The sequence below is a fragment of the Pseudomonas sp. HT11 genome, from assembly GCF_044875395.1.
Taxonomy (GTDB): Bacteria; Pseudomonadota; Gammaproteobacteria; order Pseudomonadales; family Pseudomonadaceae; genus Aquipseudomonas.
In genome coordinates this window covers 2,508,046-2,526,661 of the sequence record NZ_CP173217.1, presented here as the reverse complement: position 1 = coordinate 2,526,661, position 18,616 = coordinate 2,508,046, and the positions used below count along the sequence as shown (strand labels likewise).

The window sequence follows — 18,616 nt, the reverse complement described above, 5'->3', positions numbered from 1 at the left end:
GCTCCTGATTAAAAACGAATATTCTTCAAAAATTCCGCCAGGCGCGGCGATTGCGGGCGTTCGAAGATGTCCTTCGCACTGCCCTGCTCTTCAATGCGGCCCTGGTTCATGAATACGATCTTGTCCGACACTTCATAGGCAAAGCGCATTTCGTGGGTGACCAGCAACATGGTCATGCCCTCCTCTGCCAAGCCCTTGATCACGCTGAGCACCTCGCCCACCAACTCAGGGTCGAGGGCCGAGGTGACTTCATCGAACAGCATCAAGCTGGGGTTCATCGCAATCGCCCGGGCAATCGCCACGCGCTGTTGCTGGCCGCCGGACAACTGGCCCGGGAAGTGATTGCGCCGCTCCAGCAGGCCGACGCGGTCCAGCCATTTTTCGGCCAGGGCCACGGCTTCGTCCTTGCCCATCTTCTTGACCTTGAGCAGGCCGAGGGTGACGTTTTGCAACGCGGTGAGGTGCGGAAACAGGTTGAACTGCTGAAACGCCATGCCGGTCATCGCGCGGTGCTGGGCAATCACCCGCTCGGGGTGGCGCACACGCTTGCCGGCGATTTCGCTGTAGCCGATGGACTCGCCGTCCAGGGTGATCTGCCCGCCCTGGAACTCTTCCAGCAAGTTGACGCAGCGCAGCAGCGTGGTTTTGCCCGAGCCGCTGGAGCCGATCAACGTCACCACGTTGCCGCGCTGCATGGACAGGTCGACGCCCTTGAGCACTTCGACCTGGCCGTACTGTTTACGCAGGCCGCGAATGTTCAAAAGCGGTTGGTTGGTTTGAGGTTGGTTCATGGCAAGGCCACCCGCTTTTCAATGTAGCGCCCGAATAACTCGATGGCGTAGTTGATGACAAAGAACAGAAACCCGGCGAACAGGTAGAACTCCAGGGTCATGAAGGTGCGCGCGATCACTTGCTGGGTGCTCAGCAGCAATTCAGCCACGCCGATGACCGAGAGCAAGGTCGAGGCCTTGACGATTTCAGTGGAGGAATTGACCCAGGTCGGCAGGATCTGGCGCAGCGCTTGAGGCAACAGCACATAGCCCAGGGATTGGTAGAACGTCAGGCCAATCGCCTTGCCCGCTTCCAGTTGCCCACGGGGAATGGCTTGCAGCGCGCCGCGCACGATCTCCGACACGTGAGAGCCGCAGAACAGCGTCAGCCCGACGGCGCCGGCCTGGAACGCGCTGATCTGCCAACCGAGTGCCGGCAACATGTAGAAACACGCCAAGACCAGCACAAACACCGGCGTGCCACGGATCAGGTCGACATACAGACGAAACGGCGCGCGCATCCAGAATTTGCCGTAGGTCAGGATCAACCCGGCGACGATGCCGATCAGCGTGCCAAAGATAATGGCCAGCGCAGACACATACACGCTGGCCTGAAAGCCCGCCCACAGGGTATCCCGGGCGATCCACAACTCATGCAGCCAGCTGGGGGACTCGTACATGGAAACCCTCCTTAACGACGGATCGCCAGACGCTGTTCCAGGTAACGGAGCAGCATGGCGATGAGGTAACAGGCAGCCACGTAGAGCGCAGTCGTGACCAGCCAGGTTTCAATCACCCGGTAGCTTTCGACGTTGATCTTGCGGGCGTAATAGGTCAGCTCCGGCACGGCAATCGCCGCCGCCAGCGAGGTGTCCTTGAACAGCGAAATGAAGTTGTTCGACAACGCCGGCAAGACGTTGCGCAGCATCACCGGCACGGTGATGTAGGCGCGGATACGCCACTCACCCAGGCCGATGGCCAAGCCGGCTTCGCGCAAACCCTTGGGAATATTCAGCAGCCCGGCGCGGAACACTTCGGTGAGGTAGGCACCGGCGTACAACGACAGCGTGATGATGAAGGACGGAATTTTGTCGAGACGAATCCCCAGTGACGGCAGTGCAAAGTAGATCAACAGGATCAGCACCAGAATCGGCGTATTGCGGATCACCGTCACGTACACCGAGGCGATAATGCGCAACGCGCGGTGCCTGGACAGCATGGCGAACGCCATCATCAAGCCGATCACGCAGCCAATCGCGATCGACAGCAGTGCCAGCTCAAGGCCCAGGCCGAGCCCCGCCAGCAAGCTGGGGAAATCACGCCACACGGCGGCAAAGTTCAACTGATAGTTCATGGTCGGCAGTACCTGATTGGGGCGCCGTCAGCGACGCCCCAGGGTTTACGATTTACTTGAACTCAACCGGGAAACCGATCGCAGGCTCTGGCAAATCCACACCGAACCATTGCTTGAACGAGGCTTTGTAGGTCGGGAACTCCACGCCGGTCATGGCTTCATGCAATGCGGTGTTGACGAAGTTCAGCCAGTCCTGGTCGCCACGCTTGACCGCGCACGCGTAGGTTTGCGGGCTCCAGGCGTAGGTCGGGCTGCGGTAGCGGCCTGGGTTCTGCACCATCAGGTACTTGACCGAAGACTGGTCGGTGGCGGCGGCGTCGGCACGGCCGGAGTTCACGGCCTGGTACATCAGGTCGACGCTGTCGTACTGATCAACCTTGGCCTTGGGCAGCGCCTGGTGCACCAGCTCTTCGGCGTAGACGTTTTGCAGCACGGCCACGGTGACGCCGTCGCCGGCGGCTTGCAGGTCTTCGATTTCCTTGTACTTGCTGTTGTTCGGCAACAGCAGGCCCACGCCTTCGCGGTAGTACGGCAAGGTAAAGGCCACCTGCTGCGCACGGCTGGCGGTGACGGTAATGAACTGGCAACTCATGTCGACCTTGTCGGTCAGCAGGTTGGGAATACGTGCGTCGGAGGACTGCACCACAAACTCGACCTTGCTCGGGTCGTTGAACAAGCCTTTGGCCACAATGCGGCCGATGTCGATATCAAAACCCTGCAACTTGCCATCCGCTCCCTGGAAGTGCCACGGCGCATTGGTACTGCCTGTACCCACGATGAGATGCCCACGCTTGAGCACATCATCGAGCTTGCTGTCCGCCGCGTGCACAACGCTTGCGAGGGAAGCCGATGCGGCGAAGAGAAAAACACACGCTTTAAACACGGAAGGTCGGTGATGCATGACAAGCACTCCAGGAGTTGTGTATTCCGCTATACCGGAACTTAGTATGTAACAACGGAATAGACAGCAGAAAGTGTGCCACACGCGGTTGCAGAAAAACATGAAGGGGACAAAGTTGTTTTAAATCAATTGGATAAATATTGAGCTGCGGTAAGGCGCTGTGCCAGCAGCCGTGGATGTGTTGCTACGCAAGGCCACACACGGCGGTGACAGTTTGGATGCCGTGCACCACGGTAGCGTTACCGTGCACCGGGGCGGTGCTGAGGCGTGGATGTTTTCTGTGGCGAGCGGGCTTGCCCCGCGTTGGGCTGCGAAGCGGCCCCAAAACCTGGCGACGCGGTTTTTCAGGTATAGCGCGGTGGCCGAATTGGGAGCGCTTCGCACTCCAACGCGGGGCAAGCCCGCTCGCCACAAGAAGCTCGCTCGCCACAGGAAGCTCGCTCACTATGAGAAGACCGCTCACTACAGCTAGCCGGTTTGCCGCAACTCACCAGAGTTTCTTGGCGAGGCTCTGGTTGTTTTTTTGTGCTGGGCTAGGCTGGTGGGATGTCTGTGTGCGGGAGCGTGGCGTGATGAAGGTAAGCCTTATGGTGGTGTTGCTGGGCTGTCTGGTGGCCGGTACGGCTTCGGCCAGTAATGATCGCCGTGAATGCAAAGAAGAACTGCAGAAGCTCAAGGAAGCCTTCAGCACCGATTACACCAGCCAGAACCACCATGGCTATCGTCGGGCGAAGGCGTCCAGGGACAATGAGGAATACAAGAAATGCGCGAGCCAGGCGCGCAAGGCACGTGAACGAACGGAACGTGCCGACGATGCATGAGCCTGTCTACCTGTGAAGGTTGACAGTAGACGGTGGTGATCTCGCGATCTAGCGTATCCGGCAGGCCCCATCGGCCAGGTGCACAAGGAGATCATCATGGGTGCTGCCAATGCGGTGATTGATAACATCAGCGATTACCAGCAGGTTCTGAATCAGCACCCGCTGGTGATCGTGCTGTTTACTTCCCAGTCCTGCCAGGCGTGCCTGGGAGTTCACCCACGCTTTAATAGCATCGCCGAAAAATACGCCGGCCGAGTGAAGAGCATGATCCTGGACACCGCCCGGACGCCGAGAATCGACGGCGTAGACGGCACGCCTACCCTGGTGGTCTACAAAAATGCCCTTGAGGTCGAAAACCTCAAGGGCATTGGCGCGCCGGAAGAACAGGAAGCACTTCTGGATCAGGTGTTCAAAGACTACGCGCCGTAGGTACCAGCAGCACCTGCGTCACCCGCCGCTCCTCCACCGCCGCCACCGTCAGGTGCCAGCCTTCGTGCTCCAGGCTGTCGCCCACTCGCGGCAAGCGGTCCAGCAGACTCATCACCAAACCTGCGAGCGTCTGGTAATCGTCGGTGGCCACGGCCTTGAAGCCGGTGCGCTGGCGAACCTGGTTAAGGGTCAAGGCACCATTGGCGCGAAAGCCTGCGCCCTCCTCGACGATATCCGGCCCTTCGATTTCGCTGGCATCGGGCAATTCACCGGCGATGGATTCAAGAATGTCGGTCATGCTCAACACGCCCATGAAATCGCCGAATTCGTTGATCACAAACGCGATATGGGTGGATGCCTGACGCATCTGCTCCAGGGCGTTGAGGATCGAAAAGCTCTCCAGCAGGTTGACCGCGCGGCGTGCCAGGTGCTCCAGGTTCGGCTCGTGACCGGCCAGGTATTCCTTGAGCAACTCCTTCTTGTGCACAAAGCCCAATGGCTCATCGACAGCACCGTTGCGGATCAACGGCAGCCGGGAGTAGGACGAATGCATCAATTTACGGCGGATAGTGTCGGCATCGTCCGCCAGATCGATACAGTCGACCTTGGCCCGCGGCGTCATCAAGCTGCGGATCGGGCGCTCGGCCAACTGCAACACGCCACTGATCATCACACGCTCGCGTCGATCAAACAGCGGGCCCTGGGTCGCATCCGGCTCGCCCATCAGGTCGGCAACGTCGTCATCCATGCCCTCCACCGCCAGACTGCGGGCCCCCAGTAAACGCATCACCGCATGCGCAGTGCGCTGGCGTACCGGCAATGTGCCCTGTACCGACTTTTTGCGGCGGGCGCGGGCCAGCTGGTTGAACAGCTCCACCACAATCGAGAAGCCCATCGCCGCGTACAAGTAACCCTTGGGCACATGGAAGCCCAGGCCTTCGGCAGTCAGCACCAGGCCGATCATCATCAGGAAACTCAGGCACAGCATGATCACCGTCGGGTGCGCATTGACGAAACGCGTCAGCGGCTTGCTCGCGACAATCATCAGGCCGATGGACACGATCACTGCGATCATCATCACCGCCAGCTCGTCGACCATGCCCACCGCAGTCACCACCGCATCGAGGGAGAACACCGCGTCAAGCACCACAATCTGCGCGACGATCGGCCAGAACATCGCATAGGTGGCATTGCCCGCACGCTGGGCCACATGACCTTCGAGGCGCTCGTGCAATTCCATGGTGGCCTTGAACAACAGGAACACACCGCCAAACAGCATGATCAGGTCACGGCCGGAAAACCCCTTGCCGAAAACCTCGAACAGCGGCTGAGTAAGGGTCACCATCCAGGAAATACTCGCCAGCAAGCCCAGGCGCATCAGCAGCGCCAGGGACAAACCGATCAACCGCGCCCGGTCGCGCTGCTCCGGCGGCAGCTTGTCCGCCAGGATCGCGATAAACACCAGGTTGTCGATGCCCAGCACCAGTTCCAGCACAATCAAGGTCAACAGGCCGAGCCAGGCCGTTGGATCCGCTAACCATTCCATTTATAGAGTCTCGTTATAGATGTCTGAATGCCGGACACGGCAAGGCGCGGTCAGTGGACCGGGACGAGGGTAGCAATCGGAATACGGGGTGCTTCAGCGGGAACAGCAGCAGCGGATGTCTTGGGGAAAGACGACTGGGAGGCTCCGAGAGGGTGTTCATGCAAGTCCTGCAGTGGAAAAAGGACTTGAATCGTACAATCGAAACCTAAACTTCCTACAACGCAAAACTATTACAAAATCTGTAACCCCAACACACACTTCGAAATAGGCCACTCCAGAGCAGCGCTACCAGTGAAGCTGGACTACCGATGGACAGAGCCACCTATGGGCCAAATCTACCCGTGGAGCAAGGCCATCTGTAAAGCAGAGCTACCTGTGAAGAAGAGCTATATGCAAAGCAGAGCCATCTATGGTGCAGGGCCACCTGTGGCGAGCGGGCTTGCCCCGCGTTGGGCTGCGCAGCAGCCCCAAAACCTGCTGACCGAATTCTCCTGATACTGCGAGTCGCCTCAACTGGGGCTGCTTCGCAGCCCAACGCGGGGCAAGCCCGCTCGCCACAGTAATCCCGCGCCCACACTTCTCTCAGCGTTTACGCGTCGCATCATCCAGCGCCAAAATCGTATGCGCAATCCACAAAGTCCCGAAATCCATCGCCCCCGACAAAGCCATCCTCATCGAACCGCTGGCCTGTTCGCTGCAGGCCGCCGAGCGCGCACATGCCGGCGGCGCCTCCTTCAACGATGCGCTGCAAGCCATGAAAAAAGCTGCCTCGCAAAGGCGTGATTCAACCAAGGACTTAGTCGCGAAAATCGGCCGCGCGAGTCGGCTGGGTGAGCGCTCGTTGGGCGTGCTCGACGCAGGCGCGGTGTCGGGCTGCCTGATCCTGACGCGGTTGGCGGATTCGGTTCAACCGCGCTGGGTGTAGCGCCCCGGATGGCCCTTTCGCGAGCAAGCCCGCTCCCACAAGGGCTTGACCTGCAGTCTGGAATTACCAGAACCGCTGCTGGGTCAAGCGGCTCCACCAGGTCAGCAGCACTCGGTCCACCGAACCGCTGGCCGCCAGGCCGACCCGCTCTTGCAGGCTCTTGCGCTCGGCATAGTGCAGGTGGAACACCTCGGCGGTCTTGGCCTTGGTGGCCAGGTATTCGTCGCTGGTTTGCAGTTCGTCGACCAGTTGCTTGTCGAGGGCTGCAACACCCAGCCACACTTCCCCGGTCGCGACATCATCGATTGCCAGTTGAGGGCGATAGCGCGACACGAAGTTCTTGAACAACTGATGGGTGATGTCCAGGTCTTCCTGGAACTTCTCGCGGCCCTTCTCGGTGTTTTCGCCAAACACGGTAAGGGTGCGCTTGTATTCACCGGCCGTCAGCACTTCGAAATCGATGTCATGTTTTTTCAGCAGGCGGTTGACGTTGGGCAACTGCGCTACCACGCCGATCGAACCGAGGATGGCGAACGGTGCGCTGATGATCTTCTCGCCGATGCACGCCATCATGTAACCGCCGCTGGCCGCGACCTTGTCGATGCACACGGTCAATGGCACGCCCGCCTGGCGAATACGCGCCAGTTGGGATGAGGCCAGGCCGTAGCTGTGCACCATGCCGCCGCCGCTTTCCAGGCGCAGCACCACTTCGTCTTTCGGCGTGGCCAGGCTCAGCAGTGCGGTGATTTCATGGCGCAGGCTCTCGGTGGCCGAGGCCTTGATGTCGCCGTCGAAATCCAGCACAAACACCCGGGGCTTGGCCTCGGGTTTCTTCTTGCCTTTCTTCTTTTCGGTTTTGCTTTCGGCTTTGCGCAGGGCCTTGAGCTGGTCCTTGTCGAGCAGGCTCGACTCCAGGCGCTCACGCAGGCCCTTGTAGAAATCATTGAGCTTGCTGACCTGCAATTGGCCGGCGGACTTGCGACGGCCTTTGCTGCGCAGCGCCGCGAAACTGATCAGTACCACCACAATAGCGACCACCAGGGTGACGGTCTTCGCCAGAAAGCTCGCGTATTCGGCCAGAAAATCCATATGTCTCCTTAAAAATGCACTGCGCCAGGCGCGGATGGGCCCAGCATACCGACGGCACCGCGTTCGAGCCAGTGATCAAACCGCCAGCAAGCGGGCTCTAACGGGCTTTTAAAACAAGCGTATGTTTTTTCATTGACAGCTCTCCGGCATCCTCATAACCTCGCCAGACTTTCAACGTACCGGGAAAACGGACGTGGGCAGCATTTATCTGATTCGACATGGCCAGGCCTCTTTCGGTGCAGACGACTATGACGTCCTGTCGCCCGTCGGCGTGGAACAAGCGCAAGTGCTCGGTCGCCACCTGGCAGACCTGGGCCTCACGTTCGAGCGCTGTGTATCGGGCGACCTGCGCCGTCAGCAGCACACCGCCACGTCCGTGTTCGATCAATATGCAGCCCGTGGCCTGCCGGTACCTTCGCTGGACATCGACAGCGCCTTCAACGAATTCGACGCCGAGGCGATCATCCGCGCCCTGCTCCCCGACCTGCTGAGCACCGAACCCGAAGCCCTGGAGATCCTGCGCAATGCGGCGCACAACCGCAGCGAATTCCAGCGCATCTTCGCGTTGATCATCGAGCGTTGGCTGGCCGGCACTTATGACCCACCGGGGCTGGAAAGCTGGCTGGGGTTTGTCGAACGCGTACAAGGCGGCCTGCAACGGATTCTCGAAACCGCCCGGAACACGGACAAGATCGCCGTGTTCACCTCCGGCGGCACGATCACCGCCCTGCTTCACTTGATTACCCGAATGCCTGCTGCCCAGGCGTTCGAACTCAATTGGCAAATTGTTAACACCTCGCTCAACCAGCTGAAATTCCGTGGACGCGAGGTGGCGCTGGCTTCCTTCAACAGTCATACCCACTTGCAACTGTTGAAGGCGCCGCAGCTCATCACTTTCCGTTGAGCTGCGGCCAACCGTGACCCCAAGGTCACTGGACTCTACCCTTAAGGATCGAAACCATGACTGACGTAGCCAAAGCTGTAGAAGCAATGAAAGCCAAATTCAACCCAGCCGCTGCCGACGGCCTGGACCTGGTGTTCGGTTTCCGTATCGACGACACCCAGAACTTCTCGCTGGTGGTCAAGAACAACACCTGCGAACTGCTCGAAGGCGAAAACCCTGACGCCCAGGTCACGCTGGTCACCGACGGCGAAACCATGGAAGGCATCGTCAGCGGCGACACCGACGGCATGCAGGCCTTCATGAGCGGCAAACTGCGCACCGAAGGCGACATGATGCTGGCAATGAAGCTGAGCGAGCTGTTCCCGGCCTGATCACGCTGATTGTGTAGCGCGCTTCACCCCGACAAATCCCGCCACATGGCGGGATTTGTTGTTTGCGCGAGCGGACAACGGCCATGCCCGCACCTCATCGCCCACAATTGCCCTTGATAGCCTCCCCCGCAAACGCCCGCCGAACAAACCCTGTCGAATCCCCCAAAGACCCATTCACCGCCCCGGAGTGATCGAGCTCTGGATACAAATGCCATTCCACCCGATCCCCTGCCTGGCAGGCGTCCCGGACCAAGGCTTTTTGCCCCGGTACAAACACATCTCGGTCTTTACCGCCGGTGCCGAGAAAGATCGGAATATCGGTTTCACCGAGGGATAAGCCGATTCACGCCCCAGCCGATCCAACGCCGCCTTGGGCGAACGCTTGAAGCTGTTATTGAAGGTCAAAACTGCCGACCGTGTCGTGAGCCCACGCCATCAGTGGCCAGCCGCCCGCTGGTGCTGGGCCTTTGGGCACGAGCAGCGCACCGGAAACCGCGACAGGCGTGAGGTTGTCGAGCCCATCGGTGGAGGAATACAGAATCCGCAGGTTCAGCCCGGCCGACGCCAGGCTCTGCTGCGGCGTCAATGCTTCACTGCGCAGCAATTTGCCGGGCATTGGCGGCACAGGGTCAGCCCAGGTGTAGAACGCGTCAGCGGCGCTGCTACTGCCGGCCGCCAGTACCCATAGCAACGCCCACGCGCGCATCGCGCATCACCACCCTTCTTTCAACATGCGCAATTCCAGGTGCTGCAACAGCATGATGGTTTTGCCATCGACAATCTCACCGCTCTGCACCATCGCCAACGCCTGTTCAAAGCTCAGCTCCAGTACTTCGATGTCTTCACCCTCGTCGATCAGCCCGCCACCATCGCCAACGCGGTCCGCCGCCTGGTACTCGCCGATAAAGAAGTGAATGCGCTCGGTCACCGAACCGGGGCTCATGAACGCCGCGTAGATTTTCTCTACGGGGCCGACGCGGTAGCCGGTCTCTTCTTCGGCTTCGAGGCGAATGCGCTCTTCGGGGGTGGCGTTGTCCAACAGGCCGGCGGCCGCTTCGATCAAGTAGCCGGGGTAATCGTTGACGAACGTGGGCATGCGGAACTGGCGGATCAGCAGCACGGTGCGCTGTGCGCGGTTGTACAGCAGAATCGTTGCGCCGTTGCCGCGGTCGTACACCTCACGGGTCTGGGCTTGCCAACTGCCATCCTGGCGGCGCAGGTCGAAGGTGTATTTTTTCAGAAGATACCAATTGTCCGACAGGGTTTCTTCGGCGGTGATGCGAACGGGGCTATTGTCCATGGCCTGGCCTCTGCTCAAAGGAGCGCGAGCATGTCGCGGCGCCAATGTCAGCGTCAAGCGAAACGCTTGTGCAGACCGGCGCGCGGCGTATCGGGTTCAGGAAGCAGTCACGGCCTGAGCCAGCGGCTGCTTGATGCGCGGCCACGCGGCCGCAACCTCTTCAGCGCTGGCGGCCTGGATCCGTGCCAGATCGCGCGGGTAATCCACCCCGGGGTTCTCAGTGAACCGCGTCGCCGTGAATTGGCCATTGCTGGCCCACAGGATGTATCCCGTGTCCTGGTCACCCAAACAACCCAGGCACGCGTCGTTCAATGCTGTAACACTTTGCAAGCAATCCCCATTCACGGCTGTCGAATTAATTCCTGCCCCTTAAAGCCATCTGGTAAAACCCGAGCTTCGCTTTTGTCCTGGAACCTTCATGTCATCTCGTTTTCTGTCTCGCCTGGGCCTGCGCTGGTTTCCCCTGCTGTGCATGGCCATCCTGATCATCGGCCTGCCGGTAGGCTGCGCTGTGCTTCAACACAAGGAACGCGAGCTGGTGTTTCGCATTGAACCGGGTACCGCCGGCTGGTACACCGGCTTGCCCAAGGCCGTGCAGGAATTCGATATAAAACCCGCCAGTTTCAAATCAGGCCAGAACCTGCACGGCTGGTGGTACCCGGCCGACAAGCAGGATGCTCCGGCGATTCTGTACCTGCACGGCGTGCGCTGGAACCTCACCGGCCAGCTGTTTCGCATTGAACAACTGCACGCACTGGGCTTTTCGGTGCTGGCCATCGACTACCGCGGTTTCGGCCAGAGTCACGGTGACCTGCCTTCGGAAACCAGTGTGTATGAAGACGCGCGCATCGCCTGGGAGCGCTTTCAGGTGCTGCAGCCAGACCCGAGCAAACGTCTGATCTACGGGCACTCGCTGGGTGGTGCGGTGGCCATCGACCTGGCAGCGCAGTTGAGTCAACAGACACCGGTGCCCGTGCGCGGCCTGGTGATCGAATCCACGTTCACCTCGCTGGGGGACGCGGCCGCGGCAGTGGCCAACACCTCACTGCCGGTGCGCTGGTTGCTGTCGCAGAAGTTCGACTCCATCGACAAGATTGCCGGCGTGCACATGCCGCTGCTGGTGGTGCACGGCCTGGCCGACCCCTACGTGCCACCGCGTTTCAGCCAACAACTGTTCGACGCCGCCCGGGAGCCCAAGCGGTTGCTGCTGGTGCCTGGCGCCACGCATAACAACAGCATGAGCCTGGCCGGGCGCAATTATGGGCAAGCGCTGGAAAAACTCATGCAAGCGCAGATGCCCGCACAGGTGGTGACGCACTCCACAGGTCGCAACGGCGACTCTTGAAAGTACTTTTCGGCACTGGGTTCACGCTTGGCTGTCAAGCGTAAACCCTGCCCATACTGGCCCGCGCCGCAAGTTGATCAAATATTAACCGAGGGTTAAATCGCCAACCCTGCCGGGCCTTCGCAAAGTTATCCACAGAGATACCCACGGTTTTCGTGGACAACTCTTTTTACTTTTTTACGATCTTTTTGCTCAGCAAACCCCTTCGGGAAAGGTGCCTGGCAGCAAAATATCGCGATTCACATCGCGTATATCGTTATAGCCGCACAGCGCCATCGACACATCCAACTCACGGGCAATGATGTCAAGGGCCTTGGTCACGCCCGCTTGGCCCATGGCGCCCAAACCATACAGGTGCGGTCGACCGATCATGGTGCCTTTGGCGCCCAGTGCCATCGCCTTGAGCACGTCCTGGCCGGAGCGAATGCCGCCGTCGAGCCACACTTCAATCTGCTTGCCCACCGCCTCGACAATTGCCGGCAGCTGGCTGATGCTCGACGGTGCACCATCCAGCTGGCGGCCACCGTGGTTACTCACCACCAAGGCATCGGCGCCGGAGTTAGCTGCCAGCCGCGCATCCTCCACATCGAGAATGCCCTTGATAATCAGCTTGCCGCCCCAGCATTTCTTGATCCATTCCACGTCGTCCCAGCTCAGGCGCGGGTCGAACTGCTGGGCGGTCCACGACGACAGCGAACTCATGTCCGCCACGCCTTTAACGTGGCCGACGATATTGCCGAAGCCACGGCGTTTGGTGCCCAGCATGCCCATCACCCAGCGTGGTTTGGTGGCCATGTTGAGGATATTCGGCAGGGTCAGTTTTGGCGGCGCCGACAAGCCGTTGATCAAGTCCTTGTGGCGTTGCCCGAGGATCTGCAGATCGAGGGTCAGTACCAGCGCATCCACACCCGCCGCTTTGGCGCGCTCGATCAATTGCTCGACAAACCCGCGATCACGCATCACATACAACTGGAACCAGAATGGCTGGCCGACCTGTTCGGCGATGTCCTCAAGTGAGCAGATGCTCATGGTCGACAGCGTGTAGCGCAGGCCAAAAGCCGCGGCGGCGCGGGCGGTCAGGATCTCGCCATCGGCATGCTGCATGCCCGCAAGCCCCGTGGGCGCCAGCGCGACCGGCATGGCCATGTCCTGGCCGATCATGCTGGCGCGAATCGAACGTTCATCGATGTTGCGCGCCACGCGCTGACGAAATTTGATGCGGGCAAAATCGCTTTCATTTGCCCGATAGGTGCTTTCAGTCCAGGAACCGGAATCGGCGTAGTCGTAGAACATTCGTGGGACACGTTTTTGCGCCAGCTTGCGTAAGTCTTCGATGGTTGTGATCAACGACATCTAGGTCACCTCTCCCTGAACTGAGCCCAGAGAGTAACCGCCGATCAGCCGCGCAACCAGTCATTGCGTTTATATCGGCAGAGGCCTAATCTCGCACAAACCCGCAAAAAGATGCACAAACATGCAGAACACTCATCAAGCCATCGACCTGCCTTCGTTGCGCAAACAGAAAATCCTGTTGCTGCTGGAGCGCGATGGCAAAGTCACCGCATCCGAATTGGTGGAGCATTTTGCCGTGTCCCAGGACACCATCCGCCGCGACCTCGGTGAACTGGCCGCCGCCGGCCTGTTGCAACGCGTGCACGGCGGCGCCCTGCCCCGGCCCAAAGACACCGGCAAAGACTTCTTCACCCGTGTGGGCGAGACCAATGAGGTCAAACGCCACCTTGCGCGCCTGGCCGCCGATCGCGTGGAAGACGGCCAGATCGTGTTGTTCGATTCCGGCTCGACCACGCTGCAGATTGCGCAATCCTTGCCACGTGCGATCCGCCTGACGGTGGTCACACCGTCGCCGATGATTGCCATCGCCCTGGCCGACCACCCGGATGTGAAAGTGATTTTAGCGGGTGGCCAACTCAACCCTGCCACCTTGTCCACCAGCGGCCATGAAGCCGTGCGGCTGATCCAGAGCATCAAGGCCGACCTGCTGTTTACCGGCGTGTGCGCGTTGCATCCGCAAGTGGGCATCAGCTCGTTGCATTTCGACGAAGTGGCGGTTAAGCAAGCCTTGCTCGACAGTGCCTCCCACGTGGTGGCGGTGACCATGGCCGACAAGCTCGGCGCGGTGGAACCCTTTGTGGTGGGCCCGTGCAGCCGCATCCACACGCTGATCACCGAGTGGCACGTACCGAGTGTCGAAGCCTATGAGCAGTTAGGGCTGGAAGTGCTGCGCGTGGAGGTTGAGTAGGTACAAGGCATCGGCAGTGGCATGACCGCTGGCGGTGTTGTCGAAGATGCACCAGGTGGGAATGCCTGCGGCAACGTATTGGCTCAGTTGCTGCGAGAATGCCTGCACGCGCTCCGGCCCATACGCGCTGTGATAGATGCGCGGCGAGCCGTGCAGTCGCCAATACTGCACGCCCTGCCAGCTGGTGCCCGCGTCGATGACCGGAGGGTCGGCGACCACACGGCCTATGTGTAAATCCTGCAATAACGCCTCGGCCTCAAGCCAACTGGCGTGGCGCGGTTCCAAAACCACGGCACCCGCAAATCGTTGGCGTAACGCCGTGAAAAACGGTGCAGCAATCGCCGCGTCATAGCCAAAAGACGGTGGCAATTGAATCAGCAGGCAGCCCAGTTTTTCACCCAATCTGAGGCACTGCTCGAGGAATTCATCCAGCGCGGTTTCGCAGCGTTGCAAGCGCAATTCATGGGTGATGCGCTTGGGCACCTTGACCGAAAAACGAAACGCCGGCGGCACCGATTGCGCCCAGCGCTCATAGGTCTTGGGCAGGTGCGGGCGGTAAAACGAACTGTTGATTTCCACCGCGTTGAAACGCGACGCGTAACGTTGCAGGTGTGTGCCCTCGCCCGCAAAAGCCGGCCACTGTTCACGCAGCAAACTCCACCCCGCGCAGCCCACATACAACGCTGCCTTCAAAACAGCACCTTGGCGGCGTCGCGCATGAAAATCTCGATGGTCTTGGGCCCGACGCCTGCAAATTCACCCAAGCGTTTTTCAAAGGCCTGACGGTCTTCGCTGGCGCTGCGAATATGGCTGATCTTGCCGCCATATTCGGCATTCAATTTGGCACTCAGGTCGAGCAAACGCTGCGCCGTGGTTTCGTCATAGCGCACGTAATGCGCGCGCCCAAGCATCGACACCAACTCCCTGGAGGTGCAGTGCTGCAACTTGCGCGCAGTATCGCGGCCTTGCTCTTCAACAATCACCTTGTACGCCTGCGCAGCAATCGGCGCCTGAATGCGCTTGCCCATCAGGAAGCTGGCGATAAACCACTTGAACAGGCTGGCGTCGTCTTCAGGCCTTAACTCAATGCCCAACTGCGCAGCGGTAATCGACCTGGCCATGCTCAGTGGCCCAACTTGCGCTCAGCCTTGGCGGCTTGCTCGTTGATGGCGTCGGTCTGGCGTTCGATGTCCTTGATCGACGTGGGCGTGAGCACCTTGTCGACACTTTCGGTTTTCGGGTTCGGGCGTTCCAGCGTATGGCCCTTGTCGGCTTTGTCGGTGCCTTTCTGGGCGTCTTCGGAACTGATCGGGGTTGGGGTTTTATCGGCAGTCACAGTTTGTCTCCAAGCAGTTAAAGGCCCACAAAAAATAGCGGGCGCTTATGCAGCAGAGCCTGTCGAATTTCGATAGTTCAAGGAAATTGGCGTGCATGACCACCGGAGAAAAAACCGCGAATTAATTTAAACCTTTTGCCGAGGCTCCCCCTCAACAGTCAGGTACGGCATCACGCCACTGTTGATTTCAAGGAGATCCACCATGACTACTCTGCTGATGAAACAAATGGGCCTGACCTTTGTGCTGGTTGCGGGCTCGATTTCCACGGCCATGGCCGCAACGTCCAACAGCTTTGTCGACGACGCCGCCCAAGGCGGTATCACCGAGGTGGAAGCCGGCAAGCTGGCCCTGGAAAAAAGCAGCTCGGCCGACGTAAAGACTTTTGCTCAGCACATGGTCACCGACCACACCAAAGCCAATCAGGAACTGACGGCATTGGCGAAAAAGCTGGATATCGAAGTACCCGATGACGCCGCCCTGACCGACAAGGCCAAGAAAGCCATCCTCGAAATGCGCGACGAGTCGTTCGACAAGGCCTACGCCAACAACCAGGTCGCCGCTCACGAAAAAACTGTCGAATTGTTCCAGAAAGAAGCCGCTTCCTCGGACAACGCCGAGCTGAAAGCCTTCGCCGCCAAGACCCTGCCGACCCTTGAAGCCCACCTGAAAATGGCCAAGGAGCTGCAAGCCAAACACGACCACTAAACCATCCCTGACCCAGGAGACACTCGACCATGAGTTCGCAACTCAACGGCAAGAAAATCCTCATCATCACCTCCAATACCGGTATCGAACGCGATGAGCTGGTCAAGCCACTGGAAGCGCTGCGCGGTTATGGCGCCACGGTGACTCACGCGTCCAGCAAAGGCGGTACCACCCAGACCTTCGTCGGTGACACCGAGAAGGACAAAACCGTGGAATCCGACGTGCAATTGTCGGACGTGGCAAGCAGCGACTTCGACGCCTTGGTTATCCCTGGCGGCACCGTCAACGCTGACACCTTGCGCCAGGATGCCAACGCGCTGCGCCTGATCAACGACTTCGTCAAGGCCGGCAAAACCATCGCGGCGATCTGCCACGGGCCATGGACGCTGATCGATGCAGGCGTGATCAAGGGCAAAACCCTGACCTCGTACAAAAGCGTGCGGATCGACCTTGAAAACGCCGGCGCCGCCGGTTGGGTGGATGCCCAGGTCAAGGAATGCAAGGCCAATGGCTGGACCTTGATCACCTCGCGTACCCCGGATGACTTGCCGGCGTTCAACGAAGCAATTGCCCAAGCTGTTGCGGGCTAAACCACCCGCTTGAACGTAAACAGGCGCCCAATGGGCGCCTGTTTGCGGTCTTCAATGGGCTCAGCTTTTGCGCTGTTCAGCCATCTCACGTTTTGGCCCGAACAAGGCCCAGACAATCAGCCCGAACAGCGGCACGAAAATCAGAATGATCAACCACAGCCCTTTGGTCTCCCAGCCACCGGTGCTGCGTAATACGACGTTGATCGCCCATAATTCCAAGATCAGCAGAATCACGGCCAGAATGATCCAGATAGTTTCCAATTGCATAGCTTACCTCCTGAGGTCTATGCATTAGGTCAAGCAGATGGCCTGAGGGTTCCATTCGATTTTCAGCAAGGGCTCACGCCCAACGGTTGCAGCTAATCCTGCGCGACCTTCTAGACTCAACACTGAATCACCTCGCCTGCACTGAATTAAGGAGGTTCAGGATGACCGAGCACGTTATCCACTTTCACTGCCAGATCGACCAGAGCACCACCGAGCGCTTTCGCGACTGTTGCCTGGACGCTATCGGCGAAGGCGCCAGTTCCCTGCTGCTGAACCTGTCGACCACCGGTGGCAGCACCAATTTCGGCTTTACCCTCTACACCTTTCTCAAGGCGTTGCCGGTGCCCTTGTGCGCAATCAACGCGGGCAACATCGAGTCCATGGGCATCATCATGTTCCTGGCGGCGAACCGACGCATCACCACGCCGCACTCACGATTTTTGATTCACCCGATGAACTGGTATTTCAGCCAGAGTTCAGTGGACCACCAGCGTCTGCGTGAATACCTGTCGAGCCTGGATAACGACCTGGCGCGCTACGTGAAAATCTATGAATTGGAGACCACTCAAGCCGAGACCCAGCTGGATATTTTCAAGTGCCTGTCGGCTGAGGAAAAAGTCATCGCCGCGCATGAATCGCTGGCCTATGGCATTGCCCACGAGGTGCAGCAGGTGGTGTTTGCCGAAGACATCAAGCATTGGAAAGTCAGCGGCGCCTAGAAGCGGCGTATTGCAATCTGCTGCCTGCCCAACCATGCAAGGTGCACGAATGCGTTGCCTTGCATGTTTTTCTATCTCATTGATTAATTAGGTTTTATTCAAGTTATCCAAGTTGGTACAGCTGATGCAACCTCAAAGGAACGAGGCGTGCACTTCAACGCGCCCGAATGCTATCCGTGAGGTTCCACCATGAATGCAATCGACCTTCTCAAGGCTGACCACGAACGCGTCAAAGCGCTGCTGACCCAACTGAGCGAGTCCACCGAGCGTGGCGTCAAGAAACGCACTGAATTGCTGGCCAAACTCGAGATGGAAATCAGCCTGCATACCCGCCTCGAGGAAGAGATCCTTTACCCCGCCTTCCGCAAGGCCGGCGGTAAAGAGCAGGACATCATGTACCACGAGGCCAAGGAAGAGCACCGCACCGTCGACTCTCTGGTGCTGCCCGACCTGAAACAGACCGAGCCTTCGACCACTGAATTTTCCGGGCGCGTCAAAGTGGTCAAGGAACTGTTGGAGCACCACATCGAAGAAGAGGAATCCGAGATGTTCCCGCAGGCCAAAAAGCTGTTGGGCAAGACTGTGCTCGAAGCCCTTGGTGCAGAAATGGAAGCGATGAAAGCCGCGCACAAGAAAGCCCTGGGCGCCAAGCCGATCGCGGCCTGATGCCCGTTCGTCGCATGCCCGCGAACTATTTCAAACTTTGATTTCGATTGAGCATTCCCAATTAAGCGACACCGTTGATTCATTCATCGAAGAGGGATTTTGAAATGGCTACCAGCGGAAAAACCACGACAGGTGCAGGCGGTAAAGCCAAGCCAGATACTGCCAAGAAAAGTGGCGGTCAAGGCTCCGGCGGCAATTTTGCCAACGACCGTGAAAAAGCTTCTGAAGCCGGCAAAAAAGGCGGAGCTCACAGCTCCGGCGGCGGCGCCAAGAAGTCTTGATTGAAGCACCACCGGGGCCCGGGTTTCCCGGGCTTC

The 18,616-nt window shown here is 59.2% G+C and carries 23 protein-coding genes and 3 pseudogenes; 12 read left to right on the top strand and 14 right to left on the bottom strand.

The window, feature by feature from the left end; all coding sequences use genetic code 11:
* Positions 1 to 8: 8 nt before the first annotated feature.
* From ABWL43_RS11860 to ABWL43_RS11845, 4 genes are read right to left on the bottom strand one after another with little or no spacing between them, the layout of a single operon-like run.
* Complete coding sequence (locus ABWL43_RS11860) at positions 9 to 791, bottom strand: amino acid ABC transporter ATP-binding protein (protein ID WP_119735365.1); 783 nt, start codon at positions 789 to 791, stop codon at positions 9 to 11.
* A complete protein-coding gene (locus tag ABWL43_RS11855) occupies positions 788 to 1,450 on the bottom strand; it encodes an amino acid ABC transporter permease (protein ID WP_122541442.1) in 663 nt (220 codons plus the stop codon). Before ABWL43_RS11855 ends, ABWL43_RS11860 begins: the two co-directional genes overlap by 4 nt.
* Before the next feature lie 11 nt (positions 1,451 to 1,461).
* Complete coding sequence (locus tag ABWL43_RS11850; protein ID WP_404487812.1) at positions 1,462 to 2,124, bottom strand: amino acid ABC transporter permease; 663 nt, start codon at positions 2,122 to 2,124, stop codon at positions 1,462 to 1,464.
* Positions 2,125 to 2,176: 52 nt separating this feature from the next.
* Positions 2,177 to 3,025 (bottom strand): transporter substrate-binding domain-containing protein, encoded by an 849-nt coding sequence (locus tag ABWL43_RS11845; RefSeq protein WP_065929539.1) that lies wholly within the window; start codon positions 3,023 to 3,025, stop codon positions 2,177 to 2,179.
* Between the two features lie 572 nt (positions 3,026 to 3,597).
* Here ABWL43_RS11845 and ABWL43_RS11840 point away from each other — a divergent pair.
* Together ABWL43_RS11840 and ABWL43_RS11835 are read left to right on the top strand one after the other, a co-directional pair.
* Positions 3,598 to 3,846 carry a hypothetical protein gene (locus tag ABWL43_RS11840; protein WP_369303399.1) on the top strand — a complete coding sequence of 83 codons (249 nt, stop codon included), beginning with the start codon at positions 3,598 to 3,600 and terminating at the stop codon, positions 3,844 to 3,846.
* A gap of 96 nt (positions 3,847 to 3,942) precedes the next feature.
* Positions 3,943 to 4,275: a thioredoxin family protein gene (locus ABWL43_RS11835; RefSeq protein ID WP_404487809.1), complete on the top strand. Its 333-nt coding sequence runs from the start codon at positions 3,943 to 3,945 to the stop codon at positions 4,273 to 4,275.
* Here the strand turns inward: ABWL43_RS11835 and ABWL43_RS11830 are convergent.
* Positions 4,256 to 5,821, bottom strand: a complete 1,566-nt coding sequence (locus ABWL43_RS11830; protein ID WP_404487807.1) for a transporter associated domain-containing protein — start codon at positions 5,819 to 5,821, stop codon at positions 4,256 to 4,258. The genes ABWL43_RS11835 and ABWL43_RS11830 overlap by 20 nt on opposite strands.
* Before the next feature lie 562 nt (positions 5,822 to 6,383).
* Here ABWL43_RS11830 and ABWL43_RS11825 point away from each other — a divergent pair.
* The gene (locus ABWL43_RS11825) at positions 6,384 to 6,746 is read left to right on the top strand and encodes a DAK2 domain-containing protein (RefSeq protein WP_404488397.1); all 363 of its coding nucleotides are present in this window, start codon (positions 6,384 to 6,386) and stop codon (positions 6,744 to 6,746) included.
* A 63-nt stretch (positions 6,747 to 6,809) separates the two neighbouring features.
* Here the strand turns inward: ABWL43_RS11825 and sohB are convergent, their stop codons facing one another.
* On the bottom strand, positions 6,810 to 7,835 hold the full coding sequence (gene sohB, locus ABWL43_RS11820) for a protease SohB (protein ID WP_145165759.1): 1,026 nt from the start codon (positions 7,833 to 7,835) through the stop codon (positions 6,810 to 6,812).
* 193 nt (positions 7,836 to 8,028) lie between these two features.
* Here sohB and ABWL43_RS11815 point away from each other — a divergent pair, with 193 nt between their 5' ends.
* Together ABWL43_RS11815 and ABWL43_RS11810 are read left to right on the top strand one after the other, a co-directional pair.
* On the top strand, positions 8,029 to 8,739 hold the full coding sequence (locus ABWL43_RS11815) for a histidine phosphatase family protein (protein ID WP_145165760.1): 711 nt from the start codon (positions 8,029 to 8,031) through the stop codon (positions 8,737 to 8,739).
* Positions 8,740 to 8,795: 56 nt separating this feature from the next.
* Entirely contained in the window at positions 8,796 to 9,110 is a 315-nt protein-coding gene (locus ABWL43_RS11810; protein ID WP_016969749.1) for an SCP2 sterol-binding domain-containing protein, read from the top strand.
* 94 nt (positions 9,111 to 9,204) lie between these two features.
* Here ABWL43_RS11810 and ABWL43_RS11805 read toward each other — a convergent pair.
* The 3 genes and pseudogenes from ABWL43_RS11805 to ABWL43_RS11795 all read right to left on the bottom strand — a co-directional run.
* Positions 9,205 to 9,816 (bottom strand): annotated as a pseudogene (locus ABWL43_RS11805) (hypothetical protein).
* Positions 9,817 to 9,822: 6 nt separating this feature from the next.
* A complete protein-coding gene (locus ABWL43_RS11800) occupies positions 9,823 to 10,410 on the bottom strand; it encodes an NUDIX domain-containing protein (protein WP_242197680.1) in 588 nt (195 codons plus the stop codon).
* A gap of 96 nt (positions 10,411 to 10,506) precedes the next feature.
* Positions 10,507 to 10,689 (bottom strand): annotated as a pseudogene (locus ABWL43_RS11795) (short-chain dehydrogenase); the annotation flags it as partial.
* Between the two features lie 139 nt (positions 10,690 to 10,828).
* Between ABWL43_RS11795 and ABWL43_RS11790 the strand changes: the two are divergent.
* Positions 10,829 to 11,755, top strand: coding sequence for an alpha/beta hydrolase (locus ABWL43_RS11790; protein ID WP_404487804.1), 927 nt, complete (start codon positions 10,829 to 10,831; stop codon positions 11,753 to 11,755).
* Positions 11,756 to 11,947: 192 nt separating this feature from the next.
* Here ABWL43_RS11790 and ABWL43_RS11785 read toward each other — a convergent pair whose 3' ends face one another.
* Positions 11,948 to 13,108, bottom strand: a complete 1,161-nt coding sequence (locus ABWL43_RS11785) for an alpha-hydroxy acid oxidase (protein ID WP_262209133.1) — start codon at positions 13,106 to 13,108, stop codon at positions 11,948 to 11,950.
* 121 nt (positions 13,109 to 13,229) lie between these two features.
* Here ABWL43_RS11785 and ABWL43_RS11780 point away from each other — a divergent pair, with 121 nt between their 5' ends.
* Positions 13,230 to 14,015, top strand: a complete 786-nt coding sequence (locus ABWL43_RS11780; protein ID WP_145165763.1) for a DeoR/GlpR family DNA-binding transcription regulator — start codon at positions 13,230 to 13,232, stop codon at positions 14,013 to 14,015.
* Here ABWL43_RS11780 and ABWL43_RS11775 read toward each other — a convergent pair.
* Genes ABWL43_RS11775 through ABWL43_RS11765 form a run of 3 tightly spaced genes read right to left on the bottom strand, consistent with a single transcriptional unit; the run spans position 13,980 to position 15,351 of the window.
* Positions 13,980 to 14,708: a DUF72 domain-containing protein gene (locus ABWL43_RS11775; protein ID WP_404487801.1), complete on the bottom strand. Its 729-nt coding sequence runs from the start codon at positions 14,706 to 14,708 to the stop codon at positions 13,980 to 13,982. The genes ABWL43_RS11780 and ABWL43_RS11775 overlap by 36 nt on opposite strands.
* Positions 14,705 to 15,136, bottom strand: coding sequence for a DNA methylase (locus tag ABWL43_RS11770; protein WP_145165764.1), 432 nt, complete (start codon positions 15,134 to 15,136; stop codon positions 14,705 to 14,707). Before ABWL43_RS11770 ends, ABWL43_RS11775 begins: the two co-directional genes overlap by 4 nt.
* A gap of 2 nt (positions 15,137 to 15,138) precedes the next feature.
* Positions 15,139 to 15,351, bottom strand: coding sequence for a hypothetical protein (locus tag ABWL43_RS11765; protein WP_119735379.1), 213 nt, complete (start codon positions 15,349 to 15,351; stop codon positions 15,139 to 15,141).
* 202 nt (positions 15,352 to 15,553) lie between these two features.
* Between ABWL43_RS11765 and ABWL43_RS11760 the strand changes: the two genes are divergently transcribed.
* Both ABWL43_RS11760 and ABWL43_RS11755 read left to right on the top strand, forming a co-directional pair.
* Complete coding sequence (locus ABWL43_RS11760; RefSeq protein ID WP_106580144.1) at positions 15,554 to 16,057, top strand: DUF4142 domain-containing protein; 504 nt, start codon at positions 15,554 to 15,556, stop codon at positions 16,055 to 16,057.
* Positions 16,058 to 16,086: 29 nt separating this feature from the next.
* Complete coding sequence (locus ABWL43_RS11755; protein WP_404487799.1) at positions 16,087 to 16,647, top strand: type 1 glutamine amidotransferase domain-containing protein; 561 nt, start codon at positions 16,087 to 16,089, stop codon at positions 16,645 to 16,647.
* A 60-nt stretch (positions 16,648 to 16,707) separates the two neighbouring features.
* Here ABWL43_RS11755 and ABWL43_RS11750 read toward each other — a convergent pair whose 3' ends face one another.
* Positions 16,708 to 16,914 carry a PLD nuclease N-terminal domain-containing protein gene (locus tag ABWL43_RS11750; protein ID WP_106580146.1) on the bottom strand — a complete coding sequence of 69 codons (207 nt, stop codon included), beginning with the start codon at positions 16,912 to 16,914 and terminating at the stop codon, positions 16,708 to 16,710.
* Positions 16,915 to 17,075: 161 nt separating this feature from the next.
* On the opposite strand from ABWL43_RS11750, the gene ABWL43_RS11745 reads away from it, so the two are divergent.
* The 3 genes and pseudogenes from ABWL43_RS11745 to ABWL43_RS11735 all read left to right on the top strand — a co-directional run.
* Positions 17,076 to 17,633, top strand: a complete 558-nt coding sequence (locus tag ABWL43_RS11745; protein WP_145165767.1) for an ATP-dependent Clp protease proteolytic subunit — start codon at positions 17,076 to 17,078, stop codon at positions 17,631 to 17,633.
* A 189-nt stretch (positions 17,634 to 17,822) separates the two neighbouring features.
* Positions 17,823 to 18,299 carry a hemerythrin domain-containing protein gene (locus ABWL43_RS11740; RefSeq protein WP_404487795.1) on the top strand — a complete coding sequence of 159 codons (477 nt, stop codon included), beginning with the start codon at positions 17,823 to 17,825 and terminating at the stop codon, positions 18,297 to 18,299.
* A 170-nt stretch (positions 18,300 to 18,469) separates the two neighbouring features.
* Positions 18,470 to 18,580, top strand: a pseudogene (locus ABWL43_RS11735) (KGG domain-containing protein); the annotation flags it as partial.
* Positions 18,581 to 18,616: the final 36 nt, after the last annotated feature.